This is a genomic window from Schleiferia thermophila, from assembly GCF_003337435.1.
GTDB lineage: Bacteria > Bacteroidota > Bacteroidia > Flavobacteriales > Schleiferiaceae > Schleiferia > Schleiferia thermophila.
Window position 1 is genome coordinate 1 of record NZ_QPJS01000005.1, and the last position, 16,764, is coordinate 16,764.

At 39.4% G+C, this 16,764-nt stretch carries 15 protein-coding genes; 3 read left to right on the forward strand and 12 right to left on the reverse strand.

Annotated features, from left to right (window positions below):
- Positions 1 to 217: 217 nt before the first annotated feature.
- Positions 218 to 2,395, reverse strand: a complete 2,178-nt coding sequence (locus DES35_RS09700; protein WP_037359988.1) for a cation:proton antiporter — start codon at positions 2,393 to 2,395, stop codon at positions 218 to 220.
- A gap of 207 nt (positions 2,396 to 2,602) precedes the next feature.
- Between DES35_RS09700 and DES35_RS09705 the strand changes: the two genes are divergently transcribed.
- The 3 genes from DES35_RS09705 to nadD are packed head-to-tail and all read left to right on the forward strand — an operon-like array spanning position 2,603 to position 4,635.
- Positions 2,603 to 3,472: a YicC/YloC family endoribonuclease gene (locus DES35_RS09705; RefSeq protein WP_037359986.1), complete on the forward strand. Its 870-nt coding sequence runs from the start codon at positions 2,603 to 2,605 to the stop codon at positions 3,470 to 3,472.
- A gap of 18 nt (positions 3,473 to 3,490) precedes the next feature.
- Positions 3,491 to 4,063, forward strand: coding sequence for a guanylate kinase (gmk, locus tag DES35_RS09710; protein WP_037359984.1), 573 nt, complete (start codon positions 3,491 to 3,493; stop codon positions 4,061 to 4,063).
- Positions 4,060 to 4,635, forward strand: a complete 576-nt coding sequence (gene nadD, locus DES35_RS09715) for a nicotinate (nicotinamide) nucleotide adenylyltransferase (protein ID WP_037359983.1) — start codon at positions 4,060 to 4,062, stop codon at positions 4,633 to 4,635. The genes gmk and nadD overlap by 4 nt, the downstream gene beginning before the upstream one ends.
- 17 nt (positions 4,636 to 4,652) lie before the next feature.
- On the opposite strand, the gene DES35_RS09720 is transcribed toward nadD, so the two are convergent.
- From DES35_RS09720 to truA, 11 genes are all read right to left on the reverse strand, one after another.
- Positions 4,653 to 6,167 (reverse strand): NupC/NupG family nucleoside CNT transporter, encoded by a 1,515-nt coding sequence (locus tag DES35_RS09720; protein WP_235183088.1) that lies wholly within the window; start codon positions 6,165 to 6,167, stop codon positions 4,653 to 4,655.
- Between the two features lie 37 nt (positions 6,168 to 6,204).
- Positions 6,205 to 6,813 carry a bifunctional nuclease family protein gene (locus DES35_RS09725; RefSeq protein ID WP_037359981.1) on the reverse strand — a complete coding sequence of 203 codons (609 nt, stop codon included), beginning with the start codon at positions 6,811 to 6,813 and terminating at the stop codon, positions 6,205 to 6,207.
- Between the two features lie 21 nt (positions 6,814 to 6,834).
- Positions 6,835 to 7,797 (reverse strand): electron transfer flavoprotein subunit alpha/FixB family protein, encoded by a 963-nt coding sequence (locus DES35_RS09730; protein WP_037359979.1) that lies wholly within the window; start codon positions 7,795 to 7,797, stop codon positions 6,835 to 6,837.
- 19 nt (positions 7,798 to 7,816) lie between these two features.
- Complete coding sequence (locus DES35_RS09735) at positions 7,817 to 8,563, reverse strand: electron transfer flavoprotein subunit beta/FixA family protein (RefSeq protein ID WP_114366469.1); 747 nt, start codon at positions 8,561 to 8,563, stop codon at positions 7,817 to 7,819.
- A 100-nt stretch (positions 8,564 to 8,663) separates the two neighbouring features.
- On the reverse strand, positions 8,664 to 9,674 hold the full coding sequence (locus tag DES35_RS09740; RefSeq protein WP_125039457.1) for a hypothetical protein: 1,011 nt from the start codon (positions 9,672 to 9,674) through the stop codon (positions 8,664 to 8,666).
- 79 nt (positions 9,675 to 9,753) lie between these two features.
- Entirely contained in the window at positions 9,754 to 10,335 is a 582-nt protein-coding gene (locus tag DES35_RS09745; protein ID WP_125039458.1) for a hypothetical protein, read from the reverse strand.
- Between the two features lie 6 nt (positions 10,336 to 10,341).
- Complete coding sequence (locus DES35_RS09750; RefSeq protein WP_037359971.1) at positions 10,342 to 11,490, reverse strand: hypothetical protein; 1,149 nt, start codon at positions 11,488 to 11,490, stop codon at positions 10,342 to 10,344.
- On the reverse strand, positions 11,487 to 12,074 hold the full coding sequence (locus DES35_RS09755) for an RNA polymerase sigma factor (RefSeq protein ID WP_160171997.1): 588 nt from the start codon (positions 12,072 to 12,074) through the stop codon (positions 11,487 to 11,489). The genes DES35_RS09750 and DES35_RS09755 overlap by 4 nt, the downstream gene beginning before the upstream one ends.
- 91 nt (positions 12,075 to 12,165) lie before the next feature.
- Positions 12,166 to 14,184 (reverse strand): HD family phosphohydrolase, encoded by a 2,019-nt coding sequence (locus tag DES35_RS09760; RefSeq protein ID WP_114366471.1) that lies wholly within the window; start codon positions 14,182 to 14,184, stop codon positions 12,166 to 12,168.
- An 18-nt stretch (positions 14,185 to 14,202) separates the two neighbouring features.
- Positions 14,203 to 15,966 (reverse strand): ABC transporter ATP-binding protein, encoded by a 1,764-nt coding sequence (locus tag DES35_RS09765; RefSeq protein ID WP_114366472.1) that lies wholly within the window; start codon positions 15,964 to 15,966, stop codon positions 14,203 to 14,205.
- Positions 15,944 to 16,747: a tRNA pseudouridine(38-40) synthase TruA gene (truA, locus tag DES35_RS09770; RefSeq protein ID WP_051889391.1), complete on the reverse strand. Its 804-nt coding sequence runs from the start codon at positions 16,745 to 16,747 to the stop codon at positions 15,944 to 15,946. The genes DES35_RS09765 and truA overlap by 23 nt, the downstream gene beginning before the upstream one ends.
- Positions 16,748 to 16,764 lie beyond the last annotated feature (17 nt).

Here is a 16,764-nt window from a genome sequence, read left to right on the forward strand (position 1 = left end):
ATATTCCTGTTTAACACTTCTTTTGCCTTCTCGCCTCCCAATTCGCCTCTCCAAAGAACTACCCGCTTCTAAAAAAACGGGCTGCAAAGGTAAAGATGTATAATTCAAACTGGCAATACTCCACAATACTATTTTTACAAAAAACTTTTTTATTTAGAAATCATTAATGACCAAGAAGAGAAATACCTTGGCAACCCGTTGCAGAATATGAGGTTATTTATTTGAACTTGAATATTTTGGCTATTGTTTTCCCCAGGTCATCCAATTTTTCAATTGAGTCAGTCATCGAAGGATTTTTCAAATCCAGGTTTTCTGAATGCTCGGTAATATATTGGATTGGATACACCAGTATAAAGTTGTTTTGCATGAAATATTTATTGAGATAATGAGGCACCTTCACCATGTTGAGTTGGTAAGAAGGCTTGTGAGGGCGGCTCAATTGAATAATTATATTATCATCTATCCTTACATCCCTGGATAATATCAGAAAGTCATCCCAGTCATCAAATACATTAAATTCGCAATTGATAGGTTGGCGCTCGTTGATACTTTTAATGATTTTGGAGGTGTTTTCGGTGGAATAAAATACAACTTTGGCTCCTGAGTTTTTTGAAATGTTCCATATCTTATACATCCAAAATAAAAACCCTATTTCTTTTTCTGCTTTATCGGGCACTACGACCAAATGTCGTTTGATGGTTGCTAATGGTTGTGCAGGTTTATAGATAAGTGTGGTGACGTTGTTTTTTGCCAGGATTCCTTCTGTCAGGTTTCCAAGGAAATTTTTGGACAGGCCTTTCTGGGGATTTAGTCCGAGTATCAGTTCGGTTATTTTCTTTTCTTTTATCGTTCCCGTAATGGCATTAACAACATTTACGTCATATCGCAAAATGTCTTGCAGCCTGACGTCAGCCCCGGATGCAGTAATTACCGCTTTTTCAAGAATTCTTTTTGCTGCTTTATCCGTAATCTCATCTCCATACTCTTCAACTACAGTGAGCCCATACAGACCCGATTTATTTTTGGGAGATTTAATTAAAAGTGCCAGCTGAACTAATTCTTCAACTTGTTTTTCCTGATGAGAGGCTATGAGTATACGCTCTTCTTCTTCTGTCTGTTCATCGCTTTCTTCATTGCTCATTTCTTTTAAAGCGAGTGCCTGCGCTCCTTTCTGTGCTGCAAATGAAGCGATAGTGCAAGTGACGAGAATCATCAAAATTGTACCGTTCAATACGCTGTCGTTTAAAAGCCGGACGGGCTCTATTACTTCACCAATTGCCTCGGCAGCTTTGATTTCTTCTACATTGAGAATGATATTGTACCCCACCAAAACAGCGGCAAGTGTGGCAGCTGCCTGAGCATTGGACAATCCAAAAATGACCAAGCGCTCGTCTTTTGAAAAACCAAAAATCTTTTGAGTCAGGAAAGCAGCTAGAAATTTTGAAGAAGTGGCAGCAACTATCATTACCGCTGCTACAAGTAGTGTTTCATACCCGTGAAAAAATACCCGGTAATCAATAAGCATCCCGACTCCAATAAGAAAAAAAGGAATAAAAAGTGCGTTTCCTACGAATTCGATTCTATTCATTAAAGGAGAGGTATGAGGAATTAATTTGTTAAGGGCTAAACCCACTAAAAAGGCCCCTATAATTGCTTCAAGTCCTGCAACCTCTGCAGCAAATGCACCGAGGAACAACAGAGCCAGCACAAAAATGTATTGGGAAATACTGTCATCGAAGTTTTTAAAAAACCATCTGGCAAGAATAGGAAATCCAACTAGTACAACGGTGCCAAAAATTATTACTGATATGATCAACCGATACCAAAAGCTTTCATCCACATTGCCGGTAGCCATACCAGCTATTACTGCCAACACCAAGAGAGCCATCGTGTCAGTAATCACCGTACCTCCAACCGTAATGTTTACCGCTCTGTTTTTTGTAATTCCAAATTTGCTGATTAAAGGATAAGTAAGTAAAGTGTGCGAGGCATACATGCTGGCGAGCAACACAGAGGTCATTAATGAAAATTTCAATATGTATTGGCCCGAAAAAATCCCCAAAATCATTGGAATCGAAAAAGTAAGCAGTCCAAAAACAAGGCTTTTTCCACTGTTCTTTTTAAATTCTGCCAGATCTATTTCAAGACCCGCCAAAAACATTATGTACAACAAGCCGGCATTACCAAATAAAATAATGCTGCTATCACGATCCATAATGTAAAACCCATTAGGACCTATTAATGCACCTGCTATAATTAATCCTATTAAATGAGGAATTCTGATTTTGTTGAGTAGTAGCGGTGCAAATAATATAATGAATAAAATGAGAGAGAATATTAGAACGGGATTCTTCAGTGGAATGGAAAAATTTGTATCAAGTGCCAAAAATGTCATAACCTTCTTTCAAAATTTTCAGTCGCAAGATATAGAAATATTCGAAATAGCACAGGTCCTGAGTAAATTAAATAGGTTTACACAAAATTTTATCTGCGAGGTCAAAAATTTATCTACCTGAATATCAACAAAAAGTAGGTCTACACTACATGCTCGTATCTGGCCCGATTGAAAACCATACCTTTGCCCTCTAAAAATTCAGCAAACATGCCCGTGTTTTCAATGACAGGCTTCGGCAAACACTCTTTTCAAGTAAAAAATAAGAACTATACTATTGAAATTAAAACCTTAAACAGCAAACAATTAGATCTCACTCTAAGGATACCTCCCGAATTCAGACCCCTTGAACCTACTATTCGAAAAATCATGTCCTCTGCTCTCGAAAGGGGTAAGGTAGATGTGGCAATATATGCCGAAAACTGTTTTGATTATCTTCCATTTGACGAAAAAACATTGCTTAAATACGTTTCGTATTTTAAAAAACTTTCGGAAAGTCAAAGCATCCACTCAGATCCGCTGCTTGCTGCACTGCGCATGCCCGATTTGTTTAGTTCGCCTATTTCCGAAGATTTCAGCACTGATGAAATTTTTCTGATTGAAAGTGAAATTTTTCAATGTGTATCATCTGTAATAACGCATCGCAAGGAAGAGGGTCAAAGTTTAAAAACTGAATTTCAAAGGGCTTTGGGAGAAATTAAAAAGCTCCTGAGTCAGATTGAACCTTATGAACAATCCCGTATTGCTCACGTGCGCAGTAAACTAATGAGCAATCTAAAATCTCTGGGCGATGAGTGTTCTTTCGACACCAACCGTTTTGAGCAAGAACTCATCTATTATCTCGAGAAAATGGACTTCACTGAGGAAAAAGTCAGACTTGCGAGTCATTTGAATTACTTTGAAACGACCATGGAAAATGAAGCTTCTTGCGGCCGCAAACTCAATTTTATTGCTCAGGAAATGGGAAGAGAAATTAATACTCTTGGTGCCAAGGCCAATCACGCTGAAATCCAAAAAATAGTAGTTCAGATGAAAGATGAGCTTGAGAAAATCAAAGAGCAAGTTTTGAATGTATTGTAAAACCAAGAAACCAAAACCTTGAAAAAGCTTCTCATATTTTCTGCCCCATCGGGAGCTGGGAAAACCACGATTGTACGACATTTACTCAATAAATATCCGGATCACCTGGAATTTTCGATCTCTGCAACCAGCAGACAGCCCAGAGCTCAGGAAGTAGATGGCAGAGATTATTACTTTCTATCCAAAGAAGCATTTCTTGAAAAAGTCAAAAATGACGAATTTGCTGAGTGGGAGGAGGTATATACCCAGACATATTACGGAACATTAAAAAGTGAAATTGAAAGGATTTTTAAAAAAAATAAATCAGTGATATTTGACATTGACGTGATCGGTGGGCTAAATTTGAAATCAAAATTTGGCAACAATGCATTGGCAGTTTTCATAGAGCCGCCTTCAATTGAAGAGTTGAAAAAAAGATTGATGGAAAGAAATACCGAAACGCCGGAAAAGCTAAAGCAAAGAATTGAAAAGGCGTCTAGAGAGTTGAAATACAAAAGTTATTTTGATGCGATAATTGTAAATGAAAATCTCGATGCTGCTTTACGCTTGGCAGAAAAATTAACAGAAGAATTTCTTGAAATCAGAAAATGAAAAAAATTGGATTGTACTTCGGTACTTTTAACCCAATTCATATCGGGCATCTGATTATTGCTCAATACTTTTACAATGAAACCGATCTGTATGAAGTTTGGCTGATTTTAAGCCCCAGAAGCCCTTTTAAAATAAAAGAAACAATCGCTGACGACCGCCAAAGGCTTTACATGGCTCAACTAGCTTTGGATGGAATAAGCGGAATAAAAGTATCCGACATTGAATTCACGCTTCCCAAGCCATCATATTCGGCCACTACTTTAAAAGCTCTTAAAGACAGATATCCCGAAACGGAATTTGTATTGCTTATGGGTGCTGATAATGTAAAAAGTATTAAAAAATGGCATTTGTATGAAGAAGTAATCAGTAAACATCAAATTTACATATACCCAAGGCCCTACATACGGTTAGATGCAGATGAGGCTGAACTAGGCGTATTCTTCGAAAAAGCACCTTTAATCGACATTTCTTCAACCTATATCAGGGATTGTCTTAAAAAAAAGAAAGACATCAGGTTTTTACTTCATCACAAAGTGTGGAATTACATTGATTCTACCGGGCTATACCGATGATTTGATGAATACGAATTTTATATCAGCACACCTACAATAATAGCGGTGAACATAGAGGCCATATTGCCACCAATGAGTGCATATATTCCGAGTCTGCTCAGATCACTTTTCCTGTTTGGAGCCAATGAGCCGATGCCGCCAATTTGAATGCCGATGCTTGCAAAATTCGCGAAACCACACAGAATGTATGTAGCAATGATGATGGACTTTGGATCGACAAATCCGCCAGACTGAATGATTTGACTCATCGAAACATAAGCAACAAATTCGTTCAAAATGGATTTTTCGCCCAATAGCTGTCCAACCAGCACGATGTCTGTGCCATTTACTCCCATAAGCCAGGTCAGGGGAGCCAAAATGTACCCAAGAATAAATTGCAAGGATAAGCCTTGATATTGCCCTTTGGTAAGTGTTTTAATCGCCTCATTGATACCGGCCAATTCCCCAACTGCATTCATCAAAATGTAGTTCATAAGGGCTATTAAAGAAATAAATACCAACAGCATCGCTGCCACATTTACAGCCAGCTTCAAACCATCTGTAGTTCCGTTTGCAATGGCTTCGAGAGCGTTGGAGCCAATTTTGTTCTGCTCTATGTGCATTTCTTCTGAGAATTTTTCTGTTTCAGGTAATAAGAGCTTCGATGCGACAATTGCCCCTGGAGCAGCCATTACGGAAGCTGTGATGAGATGTTTTGCAAAAAAAACCTGCATTTCCGGGTCATTTCCTCCCAAAAATCCAATATATGCTGCAAGTACTCCTCCTGCTATGGTAGCCATTCCTCCTGTCATTACACAAAGCAATTCCGAACGCGTCATTTTGCTCAGATAGGGTTTGACCAGAAGTGGTGACTCGGTTTGACCAAGAAAAATATTTCCTGCGGCAGATAAGCTCTCAGCTCCACTGAGCCTAAGAGTGTATTTCATAAACCAGGCGAAGGCATACACAACTTTTTGAAGAATACCATAGTAAAAAAGCAAACTGGTCAAAGCTGAAAAGAATATCACTGTAGGCAGCACCTGAAATGCAAATATGAACCCAAATGATTCGGTATTTTCGATGATGCTCCCAAATAGAAACCGTGCCCCGTTTTGGGTAAAAGAGAGCAACAACACAAACTTTTGACTGATGAAGTTTACAACATTTTGAACCCATACTAACTTAAGCACTGAAATGGCAATCAGAATTTGAATTGCCAGGCCTTTGCCAATCAACCACCAATTGATTTGTTTCCGGTCTTTTGAAATCAAAGCGCCAATTATCAAAAGGACCGTAAGCCCAAGTATACCTCTCAGTAGCGATTGAAGTGAAAAGCTTCCGGTATTGAATGTTCGTATGGCCGACGACAGATTGTTATTCTCTGAAACAACAGGCCGTTCTGCTGGAATATTTTCTGACATATTGATCAGCAAACCCTCAGTATGGCCATCTAAAGAGTCCAACTGCACCTCAGCAGACTGAGCAAAGCAGTAAGCAAAATGGAGTAAAAAAAACAGGATTACGGTCAGGAGTAGTCTTGTCTTTGTATTCATTATTTTGTTCAGAGATTAAACAGGCAATATTAACTAGTTAATAATTATTTTTTTGTTCCCGCCTGTTCATCTCATCTCGTATACGCGCTGCTAATTCATAGTCTTCTGTTTCTACGGCTTTTTGTAGCATTTTTTTCAGTTGTTCTGTGGTTTTATTGGTCAAAGATGTCTTTTTCTCAGGTTCATTGGTTGAAGTTTTGTCAGTATGAATTGGTCTATTGGATTGCTCGGGGTTTTCCAAAACTACACCTGCCTTTTCAAGAATTTCCTCGGTTGTGTAAATCGGGCAATTGAATCTGATAGCAAGGGCAACTGCATCTGAAGGTCTTGAATCGATCAAAACTTCCTGATCACCTTGATGGCAAACGATATATGCATAAAAAATCCCCTCTTCAAGTTTATGGATGACTACTTCTGTAATTTCTATTCCAAATGTCTCAGCGAATGATTTGAACAAATCATGGGTGAGGGGTCGGGGCACGGCCATTTCATACTCCACGGCCATTGCAATGCTCTGTGCCTCAAATCCTCCGATGATAATAGGAAGGCGTCTATTTTGAACATCTTCGCCCAATACGAGCGCATAGGCACCGGATTGAGTCTGACTATACGACAGACCTTTCAGATAAAGTTGCACCTTTGTCATGGGTGCAAAATTACGTCAACATTATTGGGCTTTAAATTTTCTTATTGCCTCTGTCAATGCAGGTACTACTTTAAAAGCATCGCCCACGACTCCATAATCTGCAGCTTTAAAAAACGGTGCTTCCGGATCGCTGTTGATGACGACGATGGTCTTTGAACCACTGACTCCGGCTAAATGCTGTATGGCACCTGAAATACCTATGGCGATGTACAGCTGAGGATTAATGGTAATACCCGTCTGGCCTACGTGTTCGCTGTGAGGTCTCCAGTGCATATCGCTCACAGGTTTTGAACACGCTGTACTTGCACCTAATGCTTCTGCAAGTTCTTCAATCATCCCCCAGTTATCAGGAGATTTTAATCCTCTTCCAGCAGATACCACAATTTCAGCCTCAGGCAGTGGTACTTTTCCTTTTACTTTATCAATTTCAACAATTTGTATTTCAATGTTTGTTTCCGGGGTGTGGACAATTTCTTCTACTTCTCCCTGGCCTGTTGATTCGGAAACGCCAAGGGCATTTGGTAAAATGGAAAGAATATTTACTTCAGACTGACTTTCATAGTATACAAAACCCTTATTCGAAAATGCACTTCTCTTTACGGTCAGAGGGGTGACTTCTTGAGGGTCACTTACCACGTTGGTTATCAATGCTGCATTGATTTTTACGGCAAGTAGGGGTGCCACCATCTTTCCTGTAAATGTTCCTGACAATACCAAGGCTTTAGCCTGAATTTGTTCTGCCACATGAGCAATGGCCTCTACATATTTATAATTGTGAAAATGCTGGAAATGCTCCCCTTTTACAGAAAATGTTTTTTTTATTCCGTATTTGCCCAGTACTGATGCGTCATCAGAGGCATTTAGAACAATTGCGTAGGCATCTGTCCCCAGTCTGCTTGCAAGTCTTGCGCCGTATGAGGCGGCTTCGTAGGAAGCTTTTTTCAATTTTCCTTCCCAGGTTTCTACATACACTAGTACACTCATGACAAAAATTTTTTTAAATTTAAATTACTTTGGCTTCTTCATGAAGCAGGCGGACCAACTCTTCGATATTATCTGGATCGACCAGTTTTACAGATGCTTTTGAGGCTGGTTTTTCGAATAAAACAGCTTTGGTTTTACGCTCGCTTTCAACTGGTGCAACCACTTTGAGAGGTTTGGTTCTTGCCTGCATTATGCCTCTCATATTTGGTATTCTAAGGTCGCTTTCTTCTACAAGTCCTTTCTGACCGGCAATTACGGCAGGTAGAGATATAATACTTTTTTCCTTTCCCCCATCGATTTCTCTAATTACAGTGGCTTTTCCGCCATCTACTTCCAACCCCACACACGCATTTACAAACGGTACTCCCAACATGGCAGCAACCATTCCCGGGACTTGAGAGCCGTTGTAGTCAATCGATTCTCTTCCACCGATGATCAGGTCATATCCTCCCTCTTTTGCCTGAGCGGCTATCTGTGATGCGACAAACCAGGCATCAGTTGGCTCAGCATCTATTCGTATAGCATCATTTGCTCCTATGGCCAGTGCTTTTCGGAGCGTGGGTTCGGTTTCAGATGTACCGACATTAATTACCGTGATATGGGCACCTTGCTTTTCCTGCAACCAAATGGCCCTGGTAAGGCCAAATTCGTCGTAGGGATTTATTATAAAGGTAATTCCGGATTTATCAAACTCCGTATTGTTGTTGGTAAAATTTATTTTAGAGGTTGTATCGGGCACATGACTAATGCAGACAAGTACTTTCATTATTGCTTATTTTTGATGTCAAGTTGGTTGCGAAGGTAATGTTGATGTTTAAAAAATTAAAATTTATATGCATGCATAACATTTTATTTAGCATGCAGGTTCAACTTTTTTTCAAATCGTTGAAGGTTCTGAGCACGGGTGCTAAACCATAGTATTGAACGAGTACAAAACGCTCTTTTCCAGTTTGGTCAGTGATATATGCATGCAGTCTGTCAGGATCATACTTACCTAAGTTGGTATAAAATTCCTCTGATTCTTCACTTGCTTTGATGTGATAGGTTGTGAGTTTTCTCCAATATCCATTGGATTTCCAGACGGTGATTTCAAAGGCAGGTACTGACGCTTTTAATGAATCCTGCCTATTGTAGATAGGGTCCTGAGGCAGAATAACTCCTTCGTATTCTACAACCCTAAAACCACCCAGGTAAACAGCACTTTTGATTGTATCAGCTACAGCCGTCTTTCCGGTTCGATCCGTGAGAAGGAAACCGTCTTCCTTGACAACCAATTCAAAAGATTCCTGAGGTTGATCGTAGTTAACGTATTTTACTTTTGAGATTTCCAGGTTGTCAAACCCCCAAATAATTTTTTTAATCCAAAGTGCTTCGTTTGCAAAAAAGCGTGTAGATAAGAACCCATTAAATCCAGGTATAAACATGGCATACGGATTTTTTCCATTTTTGAGCATCATATAGGTGCCCATTTCATCCATTGTTTCAGTGCCCACGTAAAAATGTCTAATTAATTTATTTCCAGCATATACTTTAACTTCTTTGCCTGCGCTAGCCATACGTTTCAGCACATTGTCTCGTGCGGATTCCGGAACGAAATTTTTGAGGCGTACCCTGTACAGGGTTTCGAGCAATGTTTCAATAGCATCTTTTCTGGTTAGTTCTCCGGAACCCGTTCGCCACACATTTCCATCGCGTACCAAGGTGACTGATTGGGGTGTTTTGTCACTGATTATAATCCTGGTTATTGAGGCTGTATCTTCTATGTGAATGGTGTAATCTTTTTTAAGTCTTTCCAAATCATCTTTTTTATTGAAGAGGTTCCACACAATCCAAAGTAACATCAAGAGCGCTACGGCAACCCCCACAAACTTTGCCATTCCTTTCATTGCCTTGTAATTAAGGTGCTAAAGTACTGTGTTCTCGATAGCATTTCCTTTCAAAAAAATGTTAAGGAAACTATTTGTATCGAAATGCAATCAGCCCCTCTCCGTTTGTAATTTCAGCTAGGGACGAATCATTTACTGAAATGAGGAAACAGGAAAAGCGTATTTCAGCTTCAATATATTTTTTTTCAGAAACTGTAAAGTCTCTCAATGATATGGTAAGTAATTTTTTATCTTCATTTAAAGCTATTTCTGTGGATTTGGTCAGTTGCTCACTGGCAAACATTTCGATAAGTACACTTCCGGGATGGTTTCCGGAGGAGGTTTTAAAGGGTAGCCCTTCAGAAGAATTTAGTAGGTGTACCAAATCTTTTTCTGGTCGTTCGGTGTTTTTTTTACTAAAGAAAGTGATTCTGAAAAATTCATTTCCATCCAGGTGCAATTCATACACAAATTTCCGATTTCCGTCTGAGTTGATGAGAACAAAACTTCTGGAAAACATTGCATTTTCTCCGACCCGGTATTCATATTCAATTCCATTGATGTTCCATTTTAAATACAAGGGTATTACAAAAGCGTAATCAGGCAAACTATCTTTTTTGGAACAAGAATTGGCTAAAAAAGCCAGTACTATGTACAAAGTTATTTTTCTCACAAAAATTTAAAAATAATATTTCCATTCGAATCCTATATCCCAACCGTAAAATCTGTCTATATTGGCATTTTGTACACCGCCATATGGGCTTAACTTCGTGAATATCTCTATAGAGTTTTTTTCAGAAATTATCCAGCCCAGCTCAGTCCTGAAACCAGGATTGATCCCGGGAATCCCTGCATCGTAGTTTGATGCTCTTTTTCTTCTTTCATCAGTCTCGACATTAAGAGAGGGAATCTGTGTTTTCATTCCTAAAATGGCTGACTGGTATAGCAGGATATCTGCAGTAAATGCACCTCCAATATAGGTTCTGCTGTTATTCAAATAATATTGAATGCCAAGTGGAATTTCAAGCCAATAGGTACTTTGTACATAGAGTGTGTAAATATTTATTTGTTCTACATCGTATATTTCTCTTGTCTTTGAAAAAATATTGAGATCTTGATTGCCTCTGTGGACATATCTGAATCCTGTGTTCCATCGGATATTTTTTCGAAGGACACCTGAGAATTGTACGCCTAAACCGGGATGATTGCCTCCCATAAAATTACCTCCATCGATAAAGTGATTGTGCAGCATATAGCCCAATGAAAGATTTACTGAAAATTTCTTTCCGTATGTATTGCCACTCGATTGATAATCGGCAATCATATTTCGTAATCCTAAGGTGTTTTGATGAAATTCTGTCATTCTCTGAACTGCTTCGATATGTTTTGATGCATCAGTTACATCTGGATGGGATAAAATTTGAGGTATTTCTTCCCATTCCTTGGGATTTTCATCGACCGAAACATTGGATATAATTGTTTCTTTAATCTGTTTTTTTTGTGTGCTTTGAGATGTTTTTTGGAGGATATCTATAGGTATTTCTTTCTCAGTGCTGGTAACTGTCGGAGCAGAGTCCATTTTATCGTTGGTTACTGGTTTTAATATGTGTAAATCACCCTGGTGATGGCTAAATCGATTTGAGACATAGAAAAATCCTGCTAAAGCAATCATTAATGGAGGCAATATCAAATAGGACATTACCGACCGATTTCTTTTTCTCTGAAATTTTTTCCAGGCAGAATGCTCATCAGGGGCACTATTGTATATTCTTTCAAATGCCTCTTTAAACAACCGGTCAAGCTCGTTGTAATCTTTTTCGATTTTCATTTGGATTTTTTGAGCTTTTGCTGCAACATTTTACGCGCCTCATGAAGGAGCAGCTTGCTGTTTCCCTCAGTGATTCCAAGTGCTTCGGCTATCTCTTTGTGAGAGAATCCTTCAATAGCAAAGAGCATAAAAACCATACGTCTGCGTTCGGGTAATTGATGGACAAGGTTAATTAAGTACTTGTAATCATACTCTACTTCGGGAGCAGTATTATGGTCTGCTATTTTTCTGATCGCATCATCCATAGGCTGGAAAAATTCTTTGTTCTTTTTATTAGCCCTTAGAGAGTCTAGTGCGGTATTTACAATTACTTTTCTGATCCAGCTTTCTACTTTTTCATAATCCTCTAGTGTATTGATGTGCCTGAACACCTTAATCATTGCTGTGTTAAAAACCTCTAAAGCATCGTCGTGATTGGGGATATATCTGAGAACAACCGAGTAAAATTTCTTGTAAGAATATTTGTAAAGTTCTTCTTCGGACTTACTATTTCCACGGGATAAACCGGCTATCCAATCAAGAACCGACTCAGCGGTACTTGATTGACCAATATCATGGGTCAGAGGTATTGACAGGCTGTCCAATTTATCCCGTTTACCCATTATGTAACGGAGTAAGTACGCAATTCGTTAGAAACAAATGTAAAACAGAAGTACGAAGTCACTCCCTTGAATCTTATTTAGGATATTGAATTCTATTGTGATAGATGTTCATTATTTTCTTTTTGAGCGTTTTATTTACTTCACTTATTTCTGATAGGGTAATGTTGGCATGATCAAATTGTTTTTGTTCCATGAGGCTTTCAAATATCTGATCTATTTGTTTTTCCATTTGCGCCTTATCTGCTCCGGCTTGTGCAAGACTACGACACGATGCCTCAACACTGTCTGCCAGCATCAGTATAGCCGTCTCTTTTGAGAAAGGTGTGGGTCCGGGATATCGAAACCGCTCCTCCGATGATGTGATGTTTGGGAAATTTTTCAGGTACAGTTTGTAAAAATAGTGCACTTTGGTGGTTCCGTGATGGGTTCGTATAAAATCGATGATTGATTCGGGTAGTTTTCGTTCTCTGGCTATTTTGATGCCTTCTTTTACATGGTCTATGATCACACGGGCACTTTCTTCAAAAGACAGTTCGTCATGAGGATTGTACCCTGTGATTTGATTTTCGATAAAATATTGCGGGTGGTTCATTTTACCGATGTCGTGATACAATGCAGCCGTCCGGACCAATAAGGTATTGGCACCGATGGCAGATGCTGCACTTTCAGCCAGATTGGATACCTGTAAGCTGTGGTGAAAGGTGCCGGGAGCTTTTTCTGCCAATTCTTTAAGCAATGGCATATTAGTATCTAAAAGCTCCAGTAGACTCAAATCGGAAATCAACCCAAAGATTTTCTCAATACTGTAAATCAGTGGAAAAGCAAGCAAAATCAAAAAGGCATTTATCACCAGTTTAATGTAATTGTTCACTCCATACTCAAACACCTCCCCACTTGTGAGTTGAAGAGCAAAATAAATTAAAATATACACTGCTATAATCTTAAATACGGAAGTGAAAAGCTGACTTCTTTTATAAATAGATTCGACGGTAATGATGGAAAAAACTCCTGCAGTAAAATGCAGAATGTAAAATGAATAAACATTGTGCAGGAAAATACCTAACAATAAAAGCAAAAGGAAGTGTGTGAATAATGCAAGTCTTGTGTCAAAAAAAGCTTTTAACACTATTGGCACTATTGGTAAAGGGATAAAATAAATCCAATCTTTGTCCTTGAGATATGCCTGAAGCGTAGCAACAAAAAAAATCAAAACAAGACTAAGAATCATCAGTAACTTTGAGCTGTCTTCAAAAATATTCGGTCTGAAAAACAACAAGAATTGATGGAGCATTATCAGTACAAAAGCTACCAGAATCCAACGTCCAAGCAACACCCAATATTTGTTTATTCCATTAGGGTATCCGGTGATATATAATTCTCTGTAGTACTTAATCAAATCGTCTAAATTTCGGTCGATAAATTGTCCCTTTTTTACCAGTAATTGACCTTCAGAAATCACAATGTTTCCTTGCATTCTACTTAAGGATATATCGGATTCCCCAGATGATTTTTGAAGTAAAAATGCATTGTGTCTTATTTGAATTTTCAAGTGTGAGGATAGGGTTTCATCGACCAGACCATTTTGTCTGAGCATTGAAAGTATAAAGCTTATCACCTGGGCTTTACTGTGAAAATCACCTGCGTCAGCTTCCATTGTGTCTCCTCGCGGGCCAAACAAGAACAGACGTGAATTGTCTGAAATCTCTAAAAAATCGGAGTCTTCAAGTACAAAGCGATATTTCTGACCGACAATTTTTTTAATATCAAGGGTAAGTTTGTCATCCATCAAGTTGCTCAATCCACTTAAATCTACAGAGGGCTTTTCACCAGTGTAGTAAAAAAATTTTAATGTTTCGGAATTTTGTGTTTGAGAGATGCTGAACGGCTTTTTTATGCTTTGGTATACAAAAGAGAATTCGGCGTACAAATCTTGATTTTCCCACTGTGAATTTATTTTCCAATCATAGGGAAATCTTCTCGTATCGGGCAGGAGGAATGTGATGATAAGAGAGAACAGTCCAAATAAAAATAGCTCTTTGTTTTTTATGAAAGAATTTTTTAGGAAGATGATGATTTTTTTAATTGTTTTCATGCAAAACAATCGGCTAAATTAATCTGCAATATGGGCAAACTGAATTTCATATAATTTACTGTAGTATCCATTATTTTTCATCAATTGCTGATGGGTTCCCATTTCTACTATTTTGCCTTTTTTAAGTACGAGTATGTTATTGGCATGTTGAATGGTGCTCAATCGATGTGCAATGATGATGCTGGTGCGGCCCTGAGTGATTTTTTCAATAGCTCCCTGTACGAGGAGCTCTGTTTGACTGTCAATACTGGAAGTAGCTTCATCTAAAATAAAAATGGCGGGTCTGGCCAGATAAGCCCTAAGAAAGGCAATGAGCTGACGCTGACCGGTACTGAGTGTTGCTCCCCTTTCCCTTACATTGTAGTTCCATCCGCCAGGCAGTGATTCAATAAAGGACAGAATACCGATCTGGCGGGCAGCCTCTTCTACTTCCTTTTGTGCATACTGCTGACCCAGCGTGATATTTTTCAATATGGTATCTGAGAAAAGAAATACATCCTGCAGGACTACGGCCATCTGGCTGCGCAAACTGCTGAGGGACACTGTGCTGATATCTATGCCGTCTATGTAAATCCTTCCTGATTGCTGTTCATAGAAGCGGGAGAGAAGCTGTATGATGGTGGATTTTCCTGCGCCGGTAGCTCCAACTATTGCCAGCGAAGTGCCTGAGGGTATTTCAAAGCTCAGATCTTTAAGTACCCATTCATTTGGTTTGTATCCAAAAGTCACTTTGTCAAATACGATGTGCCCTTTAATGGGCGGCATCACCTTACCTTGTTCTTTTTCGGGCTCGTGCTGGTCATCCAGCAGGTTAAAGACTCTAGAAGAGGCCACTATACCCATCTGAAGGGAATTGACACGGTCAGCCAGCTGTCTCAATGGTCTGAAGATCATATTGATGAACATAATCAAGGAGGTAAGCTCCCCAAGTGAAACGTCCATTCCAGATACGGCCCACCACGAGCCTACACTCACTACCAGTGCAATGGATACAGCTGACAACAGCTCCAAGAGGGGAAGAAAGATGCTAAAGTACCAGATTCCTTTAATGTTGGCATCTCTATGTCGGGCATTAATGCGCTTAAACTTTTCGTATTCTTCTTTTTCGCGACCAAAGATCTGTACTATGCTCATGCCGGTAAGCCTTTCCTGTACAAAGGCATTGAGATTAGCTACTTCGTTTCGTACTTGCTGAAAAGAGATTTTTATGTTTTTCTGAAACCAACGTGTGGCGATGTACAATAAAGGTAATACTGAAAGTGAAATCAGAACCAGTCTGTAATCGATGAAATAAAACATTGCAAAAAGCATAGCCGCAACTTTCAGCAAATCGCCTATGATTACCAGAAGACCTTCTGAAAAAATTTCAGATATTACCTCGATATCACTGATGGATCTGGTGACGAGATTGCCTACAGGAGTTCGGTCATAAAACGAGAGTCTGAAGCTCATCAATTGCTTGTAAAGAGAGGCTCTTATATCCTTGATAATGTTTTGACCGAGAAAGTTTGCCAGATATGTATAAAAGTATTGTCCGATACTTTCGGCAATCATCAGCAGCAGGATACCCACTGAGAAATTGAGCAGGAGTCTGTAATCTGAAAGCAAAATGGCGTCATCAATAGCTTTTTGCACCAGGATTGGTCTGGCGGAAGTGACCACCGAAAGCAGGATGACCAATCCCATACCTGCATAAAATTTCTTTTTGTAAGGTCCCAGGAATCTGAAGACTTTACGCAGGGCGGTTAGATCAAATGTATTATTTCTGTCTTGTTTTTTCATGCAAAAAAATGGTATCCGGATAACATACTTCTGTCAGATAAAGTGCATAAGGTGCAGCGGATGAACCCGCTATTTTGCGGTCGCCACTTTGTAAGATGCACGCAAAGTCTCGGGATTTTAGTTTTCCGGTGGATACATCCAGCATGGTCCCTACGATGGCGCGCACCATATTTCGCAGAAACCTGTTGGCCGTAATAGTAAATACAGCACCATGCTTAGTAGGTTTCCAGTTGGCGTAGCTCACATTGCACAAAGAGTGGCTGTTGCTACCCCCTACTTTTTCAAAACAGGAAAAATCCTTTTCGCCGAGAAGCAGTTCACACAAGGTATTGAGAACTTGAAGATCCAGTGGAGTCCAAAGCCAAAGCAAACTGCGGTGATGCAGGAAAGGATTGGGAGAATAATGGACAAAGTATTTATAAGTACGGCTCAATGCGCTGAACCTGGCATGGGCATCCCCAGGCACCTCAAATATTTGTTTCACTGCTACGTCGGGGTATAACACTCCGTTAAGGGATCTTACTATTTTGTTTGAATCAGGAATACGTTCAGCCAGGTCAAAGTGTGCAAACATCTGCAGAGCATGAACTCCTGTATCGGTGCGGCCAGCTCCTACGGCATAAACTTTTTGTCTGAGCACCAAAGAAAGAGCCTCATTTAGTCTTTGCTGTACTGTTACGGCATTTGGCTGAATCTGCCAGCCGTGAAAGGCCATTCCATTGTAGGCAATTTCTATAAAATAGCGCAACGATTTCAGTACTTTACCTTTGCAAAGGTACATGTAAACGACTCCATACC

Bases quoted from the DNA above. Each gene is read 5' to 3' on its own strand.
- DES35_RS09700 (WP_037359988.1), bottom strand. From the start codon at position 2,395: ATGACATTTTTGGCACTTGATACAAATTTTTCCATTCCACTGAAGAAT.
- DES35_RS09705 (WP_037359986.1), top strand. From the start codon at position 2,603: ATGCCCGTGTTTTCAATGACAGGCTTCGGCAAACACTCTTTTCAAGTA.
- nadD (WP_037359983.1), top strand. From the start codon at position 4,060: ATGAAAAAAATTGGATTGTACTTCGGTACTTTTAACCCAATTCATATC.
- DES35_RS09720 (WP_235183088.1), bottom strand. From the start codon at position 6,167: ATGAATACAAAGACAAGACTACTCCTGACCGTAATCCTGTTTTTTTTA.
- DES35_RS09725 (WP_037359981.1), bottom strand. From the start codon at position 6,813: ATGACAAAGGTGCAACTTTATCTGAAAGGTCTGTCGTATAGTCAGACT.
- DES35_RS09730 (WP_037359979.1), bottom strand. From the start codon at position 7,797: ATGAGTGTACTAGTGTATGTAGAAACCTGGGAAGGAAAATTGAAAAAA.
- DES35_RS09735 (WP_114366469.1), bottom strand. From the start codon at position 8,563: ATGAAAGTACTTGTCTGCATTAGTCATGTGCCCGATACAACCTCTAAA.
- DES35_RS09740 (WP_125039457.1), bottom strand. From the start codon at position 9,674: ATGGCAAAGTTTGTGGGGGTTGCCGTAGCGCTCTTGATGTTACTTTGG.
- DES35_RS09750 (WP_037359971.1), bottom strand. From the start codon at position 11,490: ATGAAAATCGAAAAAGATTACAACGAGCTTGACCGGTTGTTTAAAGAG.
- DES35_RS09760 (WP_114366471.1), bottom strand. From the start codon at position 14,184: ATGAAAACAATTAAAAAAATCATCATCTTCCTAAAAAATTCTTTCATA.
- DES35_RS09765 (WP_114366472.1), bottom strand. From the start codon at position 15,966: ATGAAAAAACAAGACAGAAATAATACATTTGATCTAACCGCCCTGCGT.
- truA (WP_051889391.1), bottom strand. From the start codon at position 16,747: ATGTACCTTTGCAAAGGTAAAGTACTGAAATCGTTGCGCTATTTTATA.